Origin of the sequence: Burkholderia sp. Nafp2/4-1b, assembly GCF_003635165.1 — a bacterium.
GTDB lineage: Bacteria > Pseudomonadota > Gammaproteobacteria > Burkholderiales > Burkholderiaceae > Burkholderia.
Genome location: NZ_ML058622.1, coordinates 116,489 through 134,739, shown reverse-complemented (window position 1 = coordinate 134,739; position 18,251 = coordinate 116,489). Strand labels below are relative to the sequence as shown.

The window sequence follows — 18,251 nt, the reverse complement described above, 5'->3', positions numbered from 1 at the left end:
TCCACGGCCCCGTGATTCATTCAATCGACAGGCAACCCATGACGAGTATCCAGGACCGCGTCGCGCAAGCCGTGACGCCCGAACTGATCGCCGCGTTCCGCGACGAAGGCGCGGTGTGCATCAAAGGTATCTTCTCGCCCGACGAAGTGGCCGCGCTGCGCGCCGGCATCGATGCGAACCTCGCGCAGCCGAGCGAGCGCGCGAAGGTCGCGAGCCGGCCCGACGATCCGGGCTGGTTCTTCGAGGACTTCTGCAACTGGCAGCACAACGATGCGTACCGCGACTTCATCGTGCGTTCGCCCGCGCCGTCGGTCGCCGCCGCGCTGATGGGCACGCAGACGGTGCGGCTGCATCACGACCATCTGCTCGTGAAGGAACCCGGCACGCGGCAGCGCACGCCGTGGCACCAGGACCAGCCGTACTACAACATCGAAGGTGAAGACAACGTCAGCATGTGGATTCCGGTCGATCCGGTGCCGCTCGAATCGACGCTGGAGTTCGTCGCCGGTTCGCACCAGGGGCCGTGGTTGATGCCGCGCACGTTCATGGACAAGGAGGCGAAGTGGTTCCCGGAAGGCAGCCTCGCCGACTTGCCCGACATCGAAGCCGACCGCTCGGCGTTCCCGATCCGCCATTGGGCGCTCGAGCCGGGCGACATGGTGTGCTTCAGGATGCTGACGCTGCATGCGTCGGGCGGCACGCAGAACCGCCGGCGCGCGTTCTCGATCCGCTTCGTCGGCGACGATATCCGTCACGCGCCGCGACGCTGGAAGACGTCGCCCGATTTCCCCGGGCTGGCCGACGAATTGCCGGACGGCGCGCCGCTCGAGCATCCGCTGTTTCCTGTGGTGTGGTCGCGCGGCACGGGGCAGGTCGGGGCGATCTGAGCGGCGCAGCAGGACGTCACCACCACGCAGGATCATGTGCGCGGCGGCCGTTGCTTCATGAAGCGGCCGCCGCGCCTGATCGTTTTCACGCGCCGGTGAAGGTCGTTCAGGTCTGGTGACGCCCCGCACCCGGCTTGAAGCGCGAGCCGAGCCGGTAGCGGTTGCCCGGATGCAGGAAATGCACGAACGTGACGGGCAGCCCGTTCGTCCAGGTGCGGCGCGTGAGCGTGAGGCACGGCTCGTCGGCGCGCATGTCGAGGAGCCGCGCCTGTTCGCCGGTCGGCAGCGATGCGTCGACGACGTGCTCGATCTCCAGTTCGTAGTGCGACACATTGTTGAACAGGTATTCGGACGGCGGTTCCGTCTGGAAATCCTGATCGATGAAGTCGGGTGCGGCGGCCGGGTTTACGTAGCGATCCTCGAGCTGGATCGGGCGGCCGTTTTCCTCGTGCACGCACACCACGTGAAAGACCGGCGTGTTGACCGCGAGCCCGAACGCGGCCGCCACGTCGAACGACGCGGGTTCGCGCGACTGGCTGAGCACGCGGCAGCGGTACTCGTGGCCGCGCGCGCGGATCTCGTCGCGGATGTGCGCGATCATCAGCAGGTTCGATTGCGGCTTCGCTTCCGCGACGAAGGTGCCGACGCCCGCGATGCGTTTCAGCACGCCTTCCTCGGTCAGCTCGCGCAGCGCGCGGTTGACCGTCATGCGCGCGACGCCGAATTGCGCGGCGAGATCGAGTTCGGACGGGATGCGATCCCCGGGGCGCCAGTCGCCCGCATCGACATTCTGGCGAACGAGTGTCTTGATCTGCTGGAACGGTGCGGTGGTCTTCGTGACCATCGGGGGATCCTTGGGGGGAAGGCAATCGGGAAATTCTATCCCGGATCAGGTTGCCGGCAGTTCGCGAACGTCGGCCGTCGGTACCGAACCGAACGCATCGCTCAATGCATAGCCGATCAGTTGCCGCGCGGCGGCCTCGGGCGTCGACAGCGCGCCGCTCGCCTTCAGTTCGTCGAATTTCTCGCGCATCGGGAAGTTCGCTTCGCTGGCCGAGCGGATCGCCGCCTGCATCCCCGTATCGACGACACCCGGCGCGACGCTGCAGACGCGCAGCGCGCGGTTCGCGTCGAGCGCGACGGCACGCGCGTGGTGATCGAGCGCGGCCTTGGTCGCGCAGTAGACGCTCCAGCCCGCGTAGGCGTTGCGCGCGGCGCCGCTCGACACGTGCAGGATCCGGCATTCGGTCGGCGCCGATGCTGCCTGCACGAGCGCGGCTGACAGCATCAGCGGCGCCGCGCCGTTCACGCCGACTGCGCGCGCGACGAGTGCCGGGTCCTGCGCCGCGAGCGGCCCGATCGGGTCGACGATGCCTGCGTTGTTGAACAGCAGCACGATCGACGCGCCGTCGACGAAGCTGCGCAGCGTGTCGCCGGCGAGCCACGTCGCGACGGCAGACGTGTTCGACAGGTCGAGTTCGATTTCGGCGAAACGGTCGCCGGCCTGCGCGGCGAGCGACGGATGGCGGCTGCGCGACAAGCCGAGCACGGCGATGCCTTCCTGCAGCAGTTGTTCGGCGAGCGACGCGCCGAGGCCGCGCGTATGTCCGGTGACGATGGCGCGCACGTTCGGCGCTGAGGAGGATGCGGTCATGGCGATGGACGGGTGAACGGTTGAACGGTGTTGACGAGGCGAGTGCCGCACGATGCGCGCGGACACGACATGCAGGACGGGCGATGCGCTGCGACGGGGTTGCCTCCGAAGGTGTTCCTGCGAAGGCGGGCCGCGGACGGCGCCGCGTGTCCGGGTGAACGCGTATCGTAGCGCCGGCCTTGGCGGCGCGCAAACGCGAACGCGATACCGCACACGAAGCCCGAAGCCCGAAGCCCGAAGCCCGAAGCCCGAAGCGCCGAGCAGGCATTCGCAGCGCCGGACGCCTGCATCGCCTCACGACGCGGCGCGCCCGATACGTTGGACAAAAGCCGGCTGCGGCACGTGCGCGCGCCGTCGCGGCGAGTGGCGCCGGGCCCCCGCATCGCGAGCTATCATATGGCTCGCCCGTTCGCGACGCCGCACGGGCCGCGACCGTTTCCCTTCACCTGCTGCACGCTGCGACGCCACTCATGAACACCACGCCGGCCATGCCCACGCCCCGCGCCCTGCGCGAACTCACGCCCCTCGAGGCCCGCATTCTGGGTGTGCTCGTCGAGAAGCAGCACACAGTGCCGGACACCTATCCGCTGTCGCTGAACGCGCTGACCTCGGGCTGCAACCAGAAGACCGCACGCTCGCCGGTGATGAACGTCAGCGAGGACGAAGTCACGACCGCGCTCGACGGGCTCAAGCACCTGAGCCTCGTGATGGAGGGCAGCAGCAGCCGCGTGCCGCGCTTCGAGCACAACGTGAACCGCGTGCTCGGGATTCCGAGCCAGGCGATCGCGCTGCTGACGATCCTGCTGCTGCGCGGCCCGCAGACGGCCGCCGAGCTGCGCCTGAACAGCGCGCGCCTGCATGGCTTCGCGGACATCTCGTCGGTCGAGGCGTTCCTCGACGAACTCGCCGCACGTGCGCAGCCGCTCGTCATCCGGCTGCCGCGTGCGCCCGGCGCGCGTGAGAACCGCTGGATGCACCTGATGTGCGGCGAGGTCAACGTTGCCGACTACGCCGGTACGGACACGGGCAGCGGCGCGGATTCCGTTCCGCCGTCCGAGTTTGAGGCGCTGAAGGCCGAGCAGAAGCGGCTGGCGGATGAAGTGGCTCGACTGAACGCACTCGTCCAGCGGATGGCGGCCGAGCTCGGGATCGACGTCGACGCGCCGGGCGACGCGGGCTGACAGGCCGCTCGGGCCAGCCCGGCACCGGCGCGCGCACGTGCGCGCCGGGTGACAAACCCGCCCGACGCCGCCGCCTCAACCCGCGTTACCAGCGGCACCCTGCCTTCGCGGACGCATCGACGTCCTGTGCCCACGCGAAATCCATCTTCTTGCCGGTGCGAGCATTCGTATACGTCATCGAATAGACGATCGCACCCTGGCTCATCATCTCGTACTCGCCGTTGATCTTGCCGTCGACCATTTCCCACCACGTGGTCGTGAACTGGTACGGACGGCCTTCCGCAAGTGCTTCATGCTCCTCGTGCTTGAACAGCAGCGGGATCGCCGTCTTCGACTTCGCATACCGGACGACCCCGCCTTGCCACTTGGCGACGTCGTCGTAATACGTGCGCAACTCGAAGCGCACGGGCTTGTCGCCGGTCGTCCGAAAGCACAGCACTTCCGTGCTGACTTCGGCACACGCGGGCAATGCGCTGCACAGCAGCAGCAACGAGGCGAATGATTTTTTCATGTTGGTGTGCGAGTAGTGAAGAAGCGCTTCAGCCGATGCTGATGCGCGTGGCGCCCGCGTCGACGAGCCGGAACAGCAGATCCTCGACGGCCGCGCCCGGTGCCGAGCCGAGGTCAGCGTTCACGCGCCATCCCTGCTCCGTGCTCGCCGGCTCCGACAGATAGTGCACGATGCCGTGCAGGCCGTCTTCGGCCGGCTCGCCTGCGTCGTCGGCGTCGAACCACGCGAAGAACCAAGCGTTGAACGCGTCGGTGGCCGCGGCTTCGTCGACACCGTCGGCTTCGATCGTCACCCAGTCCCACACGAACGGCCGGATCGACACCGCCGCCGTTTCGAGTTCGAACGCGAACGGCTCGAAGTCCAGCTGCGTGGTCGAATCGACCATCGCCGGCTGGCCCGCCGATTCGCCTTCGGTATGGACGATGTCGGCGCGACACGGCAGCGCAAGCGGGCCTTCGGTGGCCAGCGTGCCGTCGGCTTTTCGGTAGGCCGGTTCGACGACGGCCGCCGGCTGCGCCGCCGCTTGCGCGAGCAGATCGGCATAGGGCTGGCGGATGGCGCAGAGCAGTTCGGATACGGTCATCGTGGCGGGTCGGGTCAGGTTGCGAACGATCGATCGCTGGCGAACGGCGCGGCGTGCCGCCTGCATCGAATGAAGGGCCGCGTCGATAGCGGACAGCCCTGATCGTACGGTACGCCCGTAACACGTGACCACTCCGCCGAACGGCCGGCGTACCTGGATAGCCTGCGGTTGCGGCCATCGTCTCGACACCGATCGCTGTCCCCCGTTGCGCCACGCTGCCGCCTCGCGCGAGTGCCATAATCGAGCCTGTCCATCATTCCAGACGTCCCCGGAGAATCCCCATGCAGAACCTCGACAATCCTTCCCACGATCGCGAGGTAGGCAGCGCCGACGCGACGCAGGACACCACGCGCATCGACGACGTCCGCATCGGCGCCGTGCGTCCGCTGATTTCGCCGGCGCTGCTGCAGGACGAGCTGCCGGTGCCCGCCGCGACGCAGACGCTCGTCGAGGACACCCGCCGCGCGATCGGCGACATCCTGCACGGCCGCGACGACCGGCTGCTGCTCGTCGTCGGCCCGTGCTCGATCCATGACCACGACCAGGCGCTTGACTACGCGCGCCGGCTGAAGGCCGCCGCCGATGCGCTGAAGGACGACCTGCTGATCACGATGCGCGTGTACTTCGAGAAACCACGCACGACGGTCGGCTGGAAGGGGTATATCAACGATCCGCGCCTCGACGGCAGCTTCCGCATCAACGAAGGGCTGCGCGCCGCACGCCAGCTGCTGCTCGACATCAACGCGCTCGGCCTGCCGGCATCGACCGAATTCCTCGACCTGCTGAGCCCGCAGTACATCGCCGACCTGATCGCGTGGGGCGCGATCGGCGCGCGCACGACCGAAAGCCAGAGCCATCGCCAGCTCGCGTCGGGGCTGAGCTGCCCGATCGGCTTCAAGAACGGCACCGACGGCGGCGTGCAAGTCGCGTCGGACGCGATCGTTGCCGCGCGCGCGAGCCACGCGTTCATGGGGATGACGAAGATGGGGATGGCCGCGATCTTCGAGACGCGCGGCAACGACGATGCGCACGTGATCCTGCGCGGCGGCAAGAACGGGCCGAACTACGACGCCGCGCACGTCGAGGCGACCTGTGCGGTGCTGCGCAAGAGCGGGCTGCGCGAGCAGGTGATGGTCGACTGCTCGCATGCGAACTCGAACAAGTCGCATGAACGGCAGATCGAGGTTGCGCAGGATCTCGCGCGGCAGTTGGGCCAGGGCGAGCACCGGATCGTCGGCGTGATGGTGGAGAGCCATCTCGAAGCCGGCAGGCAGGATCTGAAGCCGGGCGTGCCGTTGCAGTACGGCGTGTCGATTACCGATGCGTGCCTGAGCTGGACGCAGACGGAGCCGGTGCTCGACGTGCTGGCGGAGGCGGTGCGGCATCGCAGGGTGTATTCGCGGAATGCGTGAGGTAACGGCGGCGGGTTAGAGGCCGCCGTCGTCATGTGCGGCACTCCGACGACGATTGGTGCCAAACAGGTCGTTTCATCACGTCGGATGCGCGCTCGCTCGCGCGTCCGACATCACATCGCGCGCTGGCATCCTGCCCGCGCATCATCCCGCCTCGATTGCCCGGTGGCCATGGCCCGAGTCTCGTGCGCCACGCCATGCGGAAACTTATCGTGAGCGACTTTTGGCTGCAATCCGTCGTGTGTCGTCCCACAATGCGGATCGCGGGTGTTTGGGCCTTTATCGGCGAACTAGTCCTAGCAATTGGCGCAGAAGAATCAAATTTAGGACGAATCCTATATTCCTTGCCCCATCGATTAGTCAAAATCCTAATCAAGTAATGCGTTGCGATAGCTGGGGTGCTTGGCAGTGCACCGGATAGGCAAAACGCTGGAGATTCCGCAGGCGCTTGAGTGATCGGCTGCAGCGTGCAGCGCGCATCGACGAAGAGCGTCGTGACTCGCGCCGTAACTTCGGTGGAAGTGGCTGGTTGAGCCATTTCAGGCATGTCGCCAGTCATGAGTATGTCGCCTGGAATGTGACCCGAGCGACGTGCGACTGCCCGCGAATACGTGAAATGGATTCTGTATCGATAAGTTATGCAAATTATTTTCAATAAGAGAACCAGTACGCACTGGATGTCGCTTGCCGCAATCGCGATGTCGCTTGCCTCGTCGATAGCCAGCGCGAACATGCTGGTCTATCCGATGGCGGCGTCGATCGGGGCCGGCAAGGAGTCGGCCGCGGAGTTGCGCATCTATTCGAAATCCGATGCGACGCAATACGTGAAGGCGATCGCGAAGCGCGTGATCGATCCGGCAACGGATCACGAGCGCGAGCAGGCCAGCATGAATTCCGGCGATGACGCGATCGTGATCTCGCCGGCGAAGTTCGCGCTGCCGGCCGGCGGCACGCGGCTCGTGCGGGTGATTCCGCTCGGCGTGCCGCAGAAGGAGGTGCTGTATCGCGTCTACCTGCAGCCGGTGGCGGCGCCGTCCGACGACGAATCCACGGCGACGGACGACGTGTCCGGCAAGGTCAACTTCAGCCTCGTCTGGGCGCCGCTCGTCCGTGTGCTGCCGAAGACGCCCGTGCCCGATTTCGACGTGTCGAACGGCACGCTGACCAATACCGGCAACGTCCGGATCGGCTTGCTCGAAGCTGGCACCTGCCAGTCCGAGCAGGACGATTCGTCATGCCAGTGGACGAAATTCGACCGCAGTGTCTACCCGGACCAGCACTTCAGGCTCGAGGGGTTGCATTCCGCACCTTATGTGCGAATCCGATATCGAGTTGGGGGAATGGCAGATGTGCAGCAGAAGGTTGTGCGCACGCATTCCGCCGACGCGATGAACGCGCCGAGCGCGAATAACGAGGCCCGGACCGGCCATAACATTGTTTCAACCAACCAGAAGGACTAACCCATGCTGAAATACGTTCCGATCGCTGCCGCCGCTCTGATGTCGATGTCGGCCTACGCCGTCCAGAAGGACATTACCGTCACCGCCAACGTCGACACGACGCTCGAAATGCTGTCGGCGGACGGCTCGTCACTGCCGACGACCATGCAGATGCAATATCTGCCAGGCACGGGTCTTCAGGCAGCTGTAGTGAACGCGAAGATCTTCACGAACGACAAGGCGAAGGATCTGCAGATCCGCCTGGCGGCCGACGCGTCGCTGAAGAACCAGACGAGCCCGGGCGCGGCGGAGATTCCGCTGACGGTCAAGCTGGGCGACACCGAGTTGAGCACGACGGCGAAGACGGTGAAGACCGCGGACCTCTTCCTGGGCGAACTGGCACAGGGCTCGAACGTGCTGCCGCTGTCGATCGGCCAGAAGACTGTCGCGGCCGTCACGGCGTCCGGCAGCTATCAGGGCCTGGTCAGCGTGATCCTCACGCAGAGCGCGGCATCGGGTAGCTAAGCCCCTCCGCAGTATCGACGGGGCGCGCCTGAACGGCGCGCCCTGTTTTTTGTAGTACTCCTGCAAAACCATTTTCGATTCCCGCATGATTCCATTCGACCTCAAGAAGACCGTTGTCGCATGCCTGAGCGCTCTGTGTGTGATGGACATCGCGTCCGTTGCGCAGGCCGCTTCGGCCGTGCCGCCGGGCTTCGAGGACATCATGACGGGACACGACGAACGCATCAACGTCAATTTTCTCGGCAAGCCGCTTGGCTTGTTTCGCGTGTTCGTGACGCCTGACACAGTGCGATTCGAGGATCCCGCGCGCCTGTTGCAGGCGCTCGGCTCGCAGGTGAACCCGGCAGCGGACGTGTCGGCGATCGGCGACGCGCTGTCGATGACGATGGCGCGCAACGGCAATCTCGCTTGCGCGGGGCAGGCGGGCGTGAACGGCTGCGGGTATGTCGACACGGACAGCGCGGCCGTGATCTACGACGAAAGCGACGGGAACCTCGAGCTGTTCCTGTCGCGCGACTGGGTGAGCACCGAAGAACGCGACAAGCGGTTTCGCGAACCGTCGCCGCTGACGGAAAACGCGCTCATCCATCAGCAAACGATCAACCTGTCTGGCGGGCGCGGCTACGAGAGCCTGTCCGTGTCCGGCACAGGTGCGCTCGGCATCACGCCGAAGAGCTTCATCGGCGGGAACTGGAATTTTTCCCATACGGGTTATTCGAGGGGATCCGACAGCCATGTCCAGCTGCAGGATCTCTACTACCGCCACGATCTCGGCGCCGAGCACTACGCGCAGGCCGGCCGGATGGACAACCGCAACCTCGCGAGCGCGCTCGGCGGCAACTTCGGGTTCACGATGTTGCCGGTCGGCACGCTCGACGGCGTGCGCGTGGGCACGACGCTGGCCTATGTGAATCCGGAAGTCGCGCAGCAAGGCACGCCCGTCACGCTGCTGTTGCCGCGCGATTCGCGCATCGATGCGTATCGCGGGCATGAGCTGCTGGGCACGATCTACATGAAGGCCGGCGTCAATGCGCTGGATACGTCGCTCTTTCCGGAAGGCACCTATCCGCTGACGCTGCGCGTGTTCGAGAACGGCGTGCAGGTGCGCACGCAGACGACGCCGTTCACGAAGACCGGCGGCGGCATCAATTCGCGCATAGCGCAATGGTTCGCGCAGGCAGGCCGACCGTCCGACCGGGATGCACCCGACGGCATGGCCGCGGCAGCCGGTGTGCGGATTCCGCTGTTGCGGGAAATGGCGCTGACGAGCGGCATCGCGAGCGTTGGCCAGCACGTGTACAACGAAACGGCGCTGGAGTGGCGCCATGCTTTTCCGCTGGGCGTGCTCTCCGCCGGCGGTTCGTTCTTCGTTGGCAACGACGGTTCGCGCGGCAACACGCAGCAGATTTCGTTCGCCGACGGCGTGTCGTGGAGCGTGTACCGCTACCAGATGCGCGGTGCCGCGTGCAACGGCCCGGCCGTGTCGTATCGCGACATTGGCTGTTATGACATGCTGAACGCGACAGTGTCGTTTCCGCTCGGAAGCTGGTCGGCAATGCTCGGCTACACGTACAACAAGAGCGTCGGGCGGTCGCAGGACTGGCTGCCCGACACACCGGACCGTCCGTGGGCAACGCCCGTGTTCCGTCAGGGAGACCAGGTGTCGCGCGCCTTGCAGGCGTCGCTGTCGCGTTCCGTCACGTGGCGCAAGATCAGCGCGAACCTGCGCATTGGCGCGTACGCGAACCGCAACACCGGTGCCCGCGGCGAGTACGGCGGCTACGTCGGCGTGACGCTGTCGATGGCGGAGCCGGCGATGCGACCCGGGAGCGCGTCCGCGTATACGTCGGCGGGCGTCGACGTGCGCACGGATCGCAACAGCACGACGACGAACTACACGCTCGACCGCAACTGGAACTGGCAGGGCGACACCTACCGGGAACTCGCGCTCGGCGTGTCGGGATATGGAACCGACAGCCTGACGGGCACCATGCAGGGCCGCTGGAAGGGGCGCTACGGCGACGTCGCCGGGTCGGTCGCGAACAGTTACAGCCGCGACAGCGGCGGCAACAATCCTTCGGTGACGGCGAGCTATTCGTCGTCGTTCGCGGTGGCGAGACAGGGCGTGTTCCTCGGCGCATCCGCGTCGCAGTCGGATCCGCTCGCGGGTTTCGCCATCAGGGTAGGCAAGCGCGAGGATGCGAGCGGCATGGCGGCCGAAGTGCACAGCGATTCGAGCACGCGGATCAAGGTCGGGTTCGGGCAGCGCGCGCTGCTGCCGGTGTCGGCCTTCACACCGGTGACTACCGAAGTGAGCGACGCGGGCGCGCATGCTGCCGTGGGTGCAACGAGCGTGACCGAGGGGCTCGGCAAGCGCACGCTATTCATGGTGCCCGGGCAACTCGCGCTGCGCGACGTCAACGCGAAGGTGACGTACACCTATGTCGGCCAGGCATTCTCGAAAGGCGGTCTGCCGCTGTCGGACAGCGTGATTCTCAACGGCGCGATGCCGTTGATCGACAGCCAGGGCGGCTTTATTGCTGAACTGGACCATAAGGAAAACGAACTGTTTGTCGTGGATGGCCCGACGCTGATGCGTTGTCCGCTGCACGTCAAGCGCAAGCAGGACGTACTGATGATGGTCGGCAAGGTGCGCTGCGAAGTGGCCGGGCCGGATGCTTTGCCGGAGTCGCTGCGCAAGCAGGCGCGCGTGCGCAAGCTGCTGGAGCATCGCTACGTGATGTCGATGCGTGCGCGGACCACGGGCGTGACGGACTCGTCGCAGTGACGCATACGACGTCTGCCGGCAGGCACCGCGCGTTGCCGCTTGCGGTGCCGAAAACACAAGGAAACAACCATTCATATGCTTCAGCTCAATCGAATCCGCTGCCGGGAAATCGTCCTGGCGGCCATGCTGGGCGTGCTCTCGCTAAATGCATTGGCGGTCATGCAGGCGCCCGCGGATCGTAACGATACGGCGCAGGCCACACGGGATCGTGGCGCGCCGCTGGGCGATGTCGCGATCTTCGACAGCGCATTGGGCGGCTACGATTCGAGCGACGCCCCCAAGTGGGGGCGAAATGCGTGGACTTGCCAATCGTCCACCGACACGGCGACCGGTGCGTGCCCGACCGAACCGGTATGGAGCGTGTCGGGCGAGTCGACCGTCGTCAAGCTTTCGTTCAAGGAAGAAAAGACTGGGGCGACGGCCGTGCTGAATCTTCTCGGCGCAAACGGATACGTTCGTACCCGGGATTGCAGCGGCAACACCGTTGCGCCAGTCGTGTCGAAAGCCCGAAAACCGATGGAAATGGCGCAGTCCGCTACCGTCAGCGGTTGCGACACCATCACCTGGGACGGGCGCGCACTATTCGTCTGGATTCCCGCCGCGGAGCTCAAGAAGCTCCCGTCCGGCGGAGCCTGGAAGGCGAACCTGCGGCTGAACCTGAAACTGTGGAGCACAGGCGCGGCGACGACGCTCGCCGTTTTCAAGGCGGCGATCAAGCTGGACACCACCGACAAGAACAACATCCAGGTCTATCTGCCGGAGTTCACGAGCGCGACACCCTCCGTCGACCTCAAGCTGCGCAAGCTGCCGAACGGCAGCCGGATGTCGGGCACGTCGAACGTCGACATGTGCCTGTACGACGGCTACAACTCGCAGAGCACGTGGTTCGACGTGTCGGCGAGCGATGGTCTTACGATCGACCGCCGCGATAAAGGTCAGTATTCCACGTTGCTCGACAAGGACAAGAGCGGTGCCTACGAATCTCGTATCGACTACACCGCGAGCCTGACCTACGCAGGCAAGAAGATCGCGCTGCCGAACAACGAGACGGTGCGGCTTCAGGGCGTGAACAACAGCGCCGGTCGCTCGGTCACGCTGCCGGGAATTTCGGTGCCGGTCGTCTGCACGCCGACGCCACTGACACTCGAGACGCCGGAATTCCAGTCGGTCTGGAAGCGTCCCGGCAAGTACAGCCACAAGCTGACGATCACGTTTACGCCGTCGTCCGCCAGTCTCTAGCGCGATCGGCACCCGTGAAGCGGGTGCCGATCGCCTCTATCCCAAGCGAATCGATCATGGAAGCAAGGTTCTCCGCGCATCGCCCGGTGTGGCGCATGCTTCGCCACGTGTTGACGACGCTGCTGCTGACCGTCTCGGTCGGCACGGGCGCCGCGACCGCCTGCTGGAAGCCGATCTTCACCGACGAGGAACTCCGCTGGATCGGCGACCACCCGGTCGTCCATATCGCGGTCGAGGCGAACTGGCACCCCATCGAATACATGCGCAACGGCAGGCACGCGGGACTCGTCGCGGGTTATCTGAGTGCGATATCCAAGATGACCGGACTCGCGTTCCAGACGGTGCCCGGCACCGAATGGGGGCACGCGTACGATGCGCTCGCGGCCGGCAAGGTCGACTTGCTGCCGGGTGTCTGGCGCGAGCTGGTTCCGGATCGCGTCGGCTCCGGCGCGCTGGTCAGCGCGCCGTACCTGGTCGGGCGACTGACCGTCGTGACGCGCAACAATTCCGCGATGATCTTCGGCCTGCAACGGCTGAAGGACCGGCGCATCGCGATCAAGGGGCGCGGTGCGGTCGAATACTTCGTTCGCCACAGCGGCGTGCCGCTCCACGTGCTGACGTTCGACAGCGAAGAGCTCGCGCTCGCCGCAGTCGCGAACGGCGAAGCCGACGCCGCGCTCGGCATCGACGTCACGATCCTGCCGATCATGCGCCGGCAATTCACTGGGCAGCTCTACATGTCCGGCATGCTGGCCGACCGCCCAGTGTCGCTCGCGATGCTTACTCGGGCCGACCTGCCGATCCTCGCATCGATCATCGACAAGTCGCTCGCGGCCATTCCGGTCAGCGAGACGGCCGGGATCACGCGAGACTCGATCGAGCTGGGCGACTACGGCAAGCCGACGCTTCGCTCGATCGTGCAGTATCGCGCCCCGGTGGTGCTGGGGATCGCCCTTGCATTGCTGACGTTCGCGGTGCTGGCGTACCTGATGTGGAAATCCCGTGCGGCGGCCATCCGCAGCAAGCGCGACAAGGCGAAGTTCCTCGCTTTCGTCAGTCACGAGATCCGCACGCCGATGCAGACGGTCCTGTCGTCGCTCGAATTCCTGCAGCGTTCGCGGCTTTCCGTGCAGCAGGGCGGCCGGGTGGAGGCGGCCGCATCGGCTTCCGAAACGCTGCTGACGCTGCTCGACGATATCCTCGACTACTCGCGTCTCGAGTCGCGCAAGGTCACGCTGTCGCCGCAAACGGTCGAGCTCGACGCGTGGGCCAGTCAGACCGTCGACATGGTGCGCTGGCGTGCGGAGCGAAAGGGGCTGGCGTTGATGCTCGAGGTGTCGGGGCCGCCGTCGTTGCACGTGCTGATCGACCCCGTTCGCGTGCGCCAGATCGTGCTGAATCTGCTCGTCAACGCGATCAATTTCACGGCGGCCGGGGCCGTTGGGCTGCGCGTAAGCTATCTCGCCGCACGCCACGGGCGCAACGGTACGTTATGCCTCGAAGTGCGCGACACCGGCATCGGCATCGCGCCCGATCGCTTCGGCCATGTCTTCGAAACCTACTGGCAGGCCGATCGTGCGCCGCAACCCGGCATCGGCGGCAGCGGGCTCGGGCTCGCGATCTGTCGGGAACTCGTCGAGTTGATGCACGGCTCGATCGCGGTCGAAAGCACGCCGCACGTCGAGACGGTATTCACAGTGCAATTGCCGGTTCCGGCAGCGGAGGGCGTGCCTGCGGCACAGTCGGCCCCATCGGCGCCGGCACTGCCGGATGCAACGGCCGCGCCGGCGTATCGCGGCGCACCGCGCGTCCTGATCGTCGACGATCACGAGACCGTGCGGGCCGCGCTGCAGGATCAATGCGACGCGCTCGGCTGCATCGGCATCCTCGCCGGCTCGGGAGAGGACGCGTTGCGGCACCTCGCGCAGGGCCGGGTCGACGTGGTGCTGCTCGATTGCAATCTGCCCGACATCGACGGTTACGCACTCGCGCGGATGATCCGTCAGGAAGAAGCCGCGCGAAAGTCCCGGCGCGTTCCGATCATCGCGACTTCGGCGGAGTCCGGCGATACACACCGGATGCATTGCCTGGAAAGCGGCATGGACTGCGTGCTGGGCAAGCCGTTGCGGCTCGACACGCTGCGCCAGGCGATCGCGCGGTGGTGTCCGACCGATGCGGATAACACACTGGATGTGTCGACCGCGCCATAGGCGCGCGTCCCGTGGCCGGTTTTGGGCCACGCGGGCCGTCTAGGCGTTGCGGTCGCCCGATTCGCGCCCACCCGTATCAGGCCCGGCCATGTCGGCGCGATGCAGGCGCGACAGTTCGTCACCGAGCGCACGGATGCCAGGCGGCATGCCGCCGGATGCCAACTGCAGCCGGCGCTCGAGTTCGGCCGCCAGTTCGCTCGTCGCCGCGTGGCCGGCAACGGCTGCGGCGCCCTTGATCCGGTGCGACGCATGACGCGCGCGCTCGGTATCGCCATTCGACAACGCATCGCCGAGAACGGCGAGATCGGCGTCGACGCTTTGCCGATAGATCGCTCGGAAATCGCCTTTCGCCGATTGCGTGTCCTCCGCCGGTGGCGCGATCTCGTCCGCGACGCCGGCCGGACACCACAGGTCGATCATCTGGCGCAGCGCATCGAGCCGCAGCGGCTTGGCCAGCACGCCATCCATCCCGCTGTCGAAGCACCGTGCACGGTGCGCGTCGCCGGTCGACGCCGAGATCGCGATGATGGGCGTGCGCGCCCGCTGCCGCTGCCGTTCGTCCTCGCGCATGCGTTGCACGACCGTATAGCCGTCGATGTCGGGCAGGTCGCAGTCGAGCAGCACCATGTCGAACGTCGCACGCTCGAACTGCGCGAGTGCATGCTCGCCGGTGTCGGCAACCGTCGAACGGCACGCGAGCGCGTCGAGCTGGTGCTGGATCGCGTGTTGAACCGCTTCGTGGTCGTCGACGACCAGGATCATCGGGCCGTCGCCGGCCGACGGCGGCGTGTCGGCGTCCACCGGCGGCGACGGTTCGGGCGTCGCCTCGCGCGCGTCTGCCGTGCCGGCTGCCGGCGCGTGTGCGATGCGCCGCGCCGGCAGGATCACGGTGAAGACGGTGCCCTTGTCGGGGTTGCTGCTGACGGTAATCACGCCTTTCATCAGATCGACCAGTTCGCGGCAGATCGACAATCCCAGACCACTACCGGCGACGCGGCGGTTCCCGGCCTGCTCGACGCGCTGATAAGGCTCGAAGATGCGGCGCTGGCGTTCGGGCGGAATGCCGATGCCGGTATCGCGGACCTCGATCACGAGCGAGCCGGCACGGTCCGGCTTGCCGTCGAGATAGTCGATGCGCAGCGCGATCGAGCCGGCCGACGTGAACTTGATCGCGTTGACGAGCAGGTTCAGCACGATCTGCCGCGTGCGCACCGGGTCGATCAGCACGCACAGCCCGGGCCGGCACGCGAGTTCGAGCGCGAGGCCCAGCTTCTTCTCGTCGACCCGCCAGCGCACCATGTCGGCGCTGCGCTGCACCCAGGGTTCGACGTGCGTGGGTTCGGGCGCGAGCGTCACGTTGCGCGATTCGAGACGCGAGTAATCGAGGATGTCGTCGAGCAGCGTCAGCAGCGATTCCGACGCGGCCACCGCCGCGTCCGCGCGACCAGCCTGCTTCGGCGGCAGCTTCGCGCGTTGCAGCAATTCCAGCGACGACAGGATCGTGTGCATCGGCGTGCGGATTTCGTGGCTGATGAACGCGAAGAACATCGCCTTGTCGCGCTCGCTGCGTACCGCGGCGACGCGCGAGCGCCAGGAAGCGAATGCGATCGCCGCCAGCGCGAGCAGGCCGGCCCCTGCCGCCGCCACCTGCCAGCGCCGGTAGTAAAGGATCGAGTGCAGCGACGGCTTGCCGTAATCGGTCGATTCGATCCATTGGCGCGCAATGATTTCCGCGTCGCGCGCCGAAATTGCCGCGAGCGACTTGTCGAGAATGGACGCGAGCACGGGCATGTCGCGGCGCGTTGCGATCGCGAGCGCATACGGGTTGTCCGGCAGGCCGCCCGACACGAACAGCTGGTTGCGGTATTGCCGCTGCAGCAGCGGCAGGATCGACATGTCCGGGCCGACGGCGACATCCGCGTCCCCGTCGGAGACGGCCGCGAGCGCGTCGCGCTCGTCGTCATAGGTGAGCAAGGTCACCGGAATGTCGCCGTGGCGGAGCGCATCTTCCAGTGCGCCGCCGCCCTTGACCGCGACACGCCGGCCGGCGAGATTGCGGACGTCGACGAACAGGTTCAGGTGCTCGGGCGCGACGACCAGAACCGTGCCGACGAAATAGGGGCGGCTGACGATGACGTTGCTGCGCAGTGATGTGGCGTCCTCGCTCGCCGTCACACCGGCTTTGGCGCCCGGGGCATTTTTTTTCAGTGCGTTGTACGCGCTGCGCCACGTCACGTCGGGAACGATGTCGATTCTGCCGGCGCGCAATGCATCCACCGAATCGCGCCATGTGACGCCGTCGACATACTCGAAGCGCAACCCGCTGATTTGCGAGACGGCCGCGAGAAACGACGGCACCACGCCGACGACCTTGCCATTTTCCCGGAATTCGAACGGTCGCCATTTCGAATCGGCGCGGGTGCGCACGACGGGATGCGCGGCGATCCACGCCTTTTCTTCCGCCGTAAACTGCGGCGCGCCGATCGCCCGCCCGGGCGCCGGCATCAACCCGATCACCATGCCGATCAGGACGGCGCGACCCTTCCAACTCACCATGCTCACGTCCTTCTCTCGCGTTATCGGCCGGGTTGCAACCGGCCCGTTGCCCGAGCGGCGGTAGCGGTGCCGGCTAGCTCCGGTGTCGGGGTCCCCGTCGCTTGCGGCGCGCGGCGAGCGGCGGCCGGGCCGGCATTGGTCGACGCGACGCAGCCGGGAGCCGCCGAAAAACGGGCCCGCCATCATAGGTCGCGCGCAACGGAAGCGCAACGCCGCGCCGGGGACCGGCCGGAAAGATTCGGCCCCTTTTAGCCGAAGGGGTTAAAAATTAGCCGGAAAATCGGTAAGCTAATCCCAATAAACGATGGCATCGATGGCCGCGTGCGACCGCAAGCAAGGCGGCGCAGCCGGTCGCGGCCGTCCTGAAATAAAGAAAGGGTTAGCAATGAGGCCAGAGCACCAACCGATCCGTGTCGTGATCCTGGACGACCACGCCGTCGTCCAGCACGGGATCGCCAGTTACCTGACGGCGAAGATCGGCATCGAAGTGGCGGCAAGCTTCGCGAAGTCGCGCGACCTGATCCGCTGGCTCGAAGCGCGGGGCGCGGATGTCTTGTTGCTCGACTACACGCTCGGCCCCGGCGAGATCGACGGGCTCAATCTCGTCAAGCTCATCAATACGCGCTTCCCGGATTGCCGGATCCTGATGATGTCGAGCAGCGATACGCCCGCAACCGTCAACATGACGATGCGCGCGGGCGCGCTCGGCTTCTTCGGCAAGAGCGAGGATCTCGGCGAGCTTGCACATGCGATTCGCGTCGTGGCGAACGGCCGTCCGTACATCAGCGCCGAACTGGCCGCGCGGGTGGAGTCGAGCGCGACGCCCGACCCGCGGATGGCCGACACCAAGGCGGCGGCCGGCGACGGCACGCTGATACCCGAGTCGGGACCGTCAGCCGACCTGCGCCTTAGCCCGCGCGAGCACGAGGTGTTGCGCTGCTTTCTCGCCGGCATGTCCGTGTCCGATATCGCATCGAAGTTTTCCCGCAGTCCCAAGACGATCAGCGCACAAAAGCAGGCCGCATTTCGCAAGCTCGGCATTCGCAACGACGCCGAGCTGTTCGCGTCGCGCAAGCTGATCGAGGAAGGTTGAACACCTGATTCTTGTCGTCGGCATCGTGGCGTCGATTTCCGCGCCACATATTCACCCACGCATTGATCTTTCTCCCCCTCGCCCCAACAGTCATATCGCACTCCGAACGCACGATCCCGCGAATGCCGCTACCATGAAGCCGTGTTGCACGCTGCGGCCGGCCACGCCGGTCC

General features: G+C 66.1%; 14 protein-coding genes. 9 read left to right on the top strand and 5 right to left on the bottom strand.

What is annotated here, in order from left to right; all coding sequences use genetic code 11:
- The first annotated feature begins 38 nt into the window (after positions 1–38).
- Positions 39–887 carry a phytanoyl-CoA dioxygenase family protein gene (locus C7H84_RS29495; RefSeq protein ID WP_121862099.1) on the top strand — a complete coding sequence of 283 codons (849 nt, stop codon included), beginning with the start codon at positions 39–41 and terminating at the stop codon, positions 885–887.
- Between the two features lie 106 nt (positions 888–993).
- Here the strand turns inward: C7H84_RS29495 and hutC are convergent, their stop codons facing one another.
- Both hutC and C7H84_RS29485 read right to left on the bottom strand, forming a co-directional pair.
- Complete coding sequence (gene hutC / locus C7H84_RS29490) at positions 994–1,731, bottom strand: histidine utilization repressor (RefSeq protein ID WP_121862098.1); 738 nt, start codon at positions 1,729–1,731, stop codon at positions 994–996.
- 45 nt (positions 1,732–1,776) lie between these two features.
- Positions 1,777–2,541, bottom strand: a complete 765-nt coding sequence (locus tag C7H84_RS29485; protein ID WP_121862097.1) for an SDR family oxidoreductase — start codon at positions 2,539–2,541, stop codon at positions 1,777–1,779.
- A gap of 470 nt (positions 2,542–3,011) precedes the next feature.
- Between C7H84_RS29485 and C7H84_RS29480 the strand changes: the two genes are divergently transcribed.
- Positions 3,012–3,722 carry a YceH family protein gene (locus C7H84_RS29480; RefSeq protein WP_121862096.1) on the top strand — a complete coding sequence of 237 codons (711 nt, stop codon included), beginning with the start codon at positions 3,012–3,014 and terminating at the stop codon, positions 3,720–3,722.
- Between the two features lie 85 nt (positions 3,723–3,807).
- On the opposite strand, the gene C7H84_RS29475 is transcribed toward C7H84_RS29480, so the two are convergent.
- Together C7H84_RS29475 and C7H84_RS29470 are read right to left on the bottom strand one after the other, a co-directional pair.
- Positions 3,808–4,233: a hypothetical protein gene (locus C7H84_RS29475; RefSeq protein WP_121862095.1), complete on the bottom strand. Its 426-nt coding sequence runs from the start codon at positions 4,231–4,233 to the stop codon at positions 3,808–3,810.
- 28 nt (positions 4,234–4,261) lie between these two features.
- Positions 4,262–4,816: a hypothetical protein gene (locus tag C7H84_RS29470; RefSeq protein ID WP_121862139.1), complete on the bottom strand. Its 555-nt coding sequence runs from the start codon at positions 4,814–4,816 to the stop codon at positions 4,262–4,264.
- A 281-nt stretch (positions 4,817–5,097) separates the two neighbouring features.
- Between C7H84_RS29470 and C7H84_RS29465 the strand changes: the two genes are divergently transcribed.
- The 6 genes from C7H84_RS29465 (at position 5,098) to C7H84_RS29440 (ending at position 14,429) form a co-directional block, all read left to right on the top strand.
- Complete coding sequence (locus tag C7H84_RS29465) at positions 5,098–6,228, top strand: 3-deoxy-7-phosphoheptulonate synthase (protein WP_121862094.1); 1,131 nt, start codon at positions 5,098–5,100, stop codon at positions 6,226–6,228.
- Positions 6,229–6,866: 638 nt separating this feature from the next.
- Positions 6,867–7,688, top strand: a complete 822-nt coding sequence (gene cblB / locus C7H84_RS29460) for a cable pilus chaperone CblB (protein WP_121862093.1) — start codon at positions 6,867–6,869, stop codon at positions 7,686–7,688.
- Between the two features lie 3 nt (positions 7,689–7,691).
- Positions 7,692–8,192: a cable pilus major pilin CblA gene (gene cblA / locus C7H84_RS29455; protein WP_121862092.1), complete on the top strand. Its 501-nt coding sequence runs from the start codon at positions 7,692–7,694 to the stop codon at positions 8,190–8,192.
- Between the two features lie 85 nt (positions 8,193–8,277).
- Positions 8,278–10,980 (top strand): cable pilus usher protein CblC, encoded by a 2,703-nt coding sequence (gene cblC, locus C7H84_RS29450; protein ID WP_121862091.1) that lies wholly within the window; start codon positions 8,278–8,280, stop codon positions 10,978–10,980.
- A gap of 75 nt (positions 10,981–11,055) precedes the next feature.
- Positions 11,056–12,219: a CfaE/CblD family pilus tip adhesin gene (locus C7H84_RS29445; RefSeq protein ID WP_121862090.1), complete on the top strand. Its 1,164-nt coding sequence runs from the start codon at positions 11,056–11,058 to the stop codon at positions 12,217–12,219.
- A gap of 56 nt (positions 12,220–12,275) precedes the next feature.
- The gene (locus C7H84_RS29440; RefSeq protein WP_121862089.1) at positions 12,276–14,429 is read left to right on the top strand and encodes an ATP-binding protein; all 2,154 of its coding nucleotides are present in this window, start codon (positions 12,276–12,278) and stop codon (positions 14,427–14,429) included.
- 39 nt (positions 14,430–14,468) lie between these two features.
- Here the strand turns inward: C7H84_RS29440 and cblT are convergent, their stop codons facing one another.
- The gene (cblT, locus tag C7H84_RS29435; RefSeq protein WP_121862088.1) at positions 14,469–16,985 is read right to left on the bottom strand and encodes a cable pilus system hybrid histidine kinase CblT; all 2,517 of its coding nucleotides are present in this window, start codon (positions 16,983–16,985) and stop codon (positions 14,469–14,471) included.
- A gap of 385 nt (positions 16,986–17,370) precedes the next feature.
- On the opposite strand from cblT, the gene cblR reads away from it, so the two are divergent.
- Positions 17,371–18,078: a cable pilus system response regulator transcription factor CblR gene (cblR, locus tag C7H84_RS29430; protein WP_162999402.1), complete on the top strand. Its 708-nt coding sequence runs from the start codon at positions 17,371–17,373 to the stop codon at positions 18,076–18,078.
- Positions 18,079–18,251: the final 173 nt, after the last annotated feature.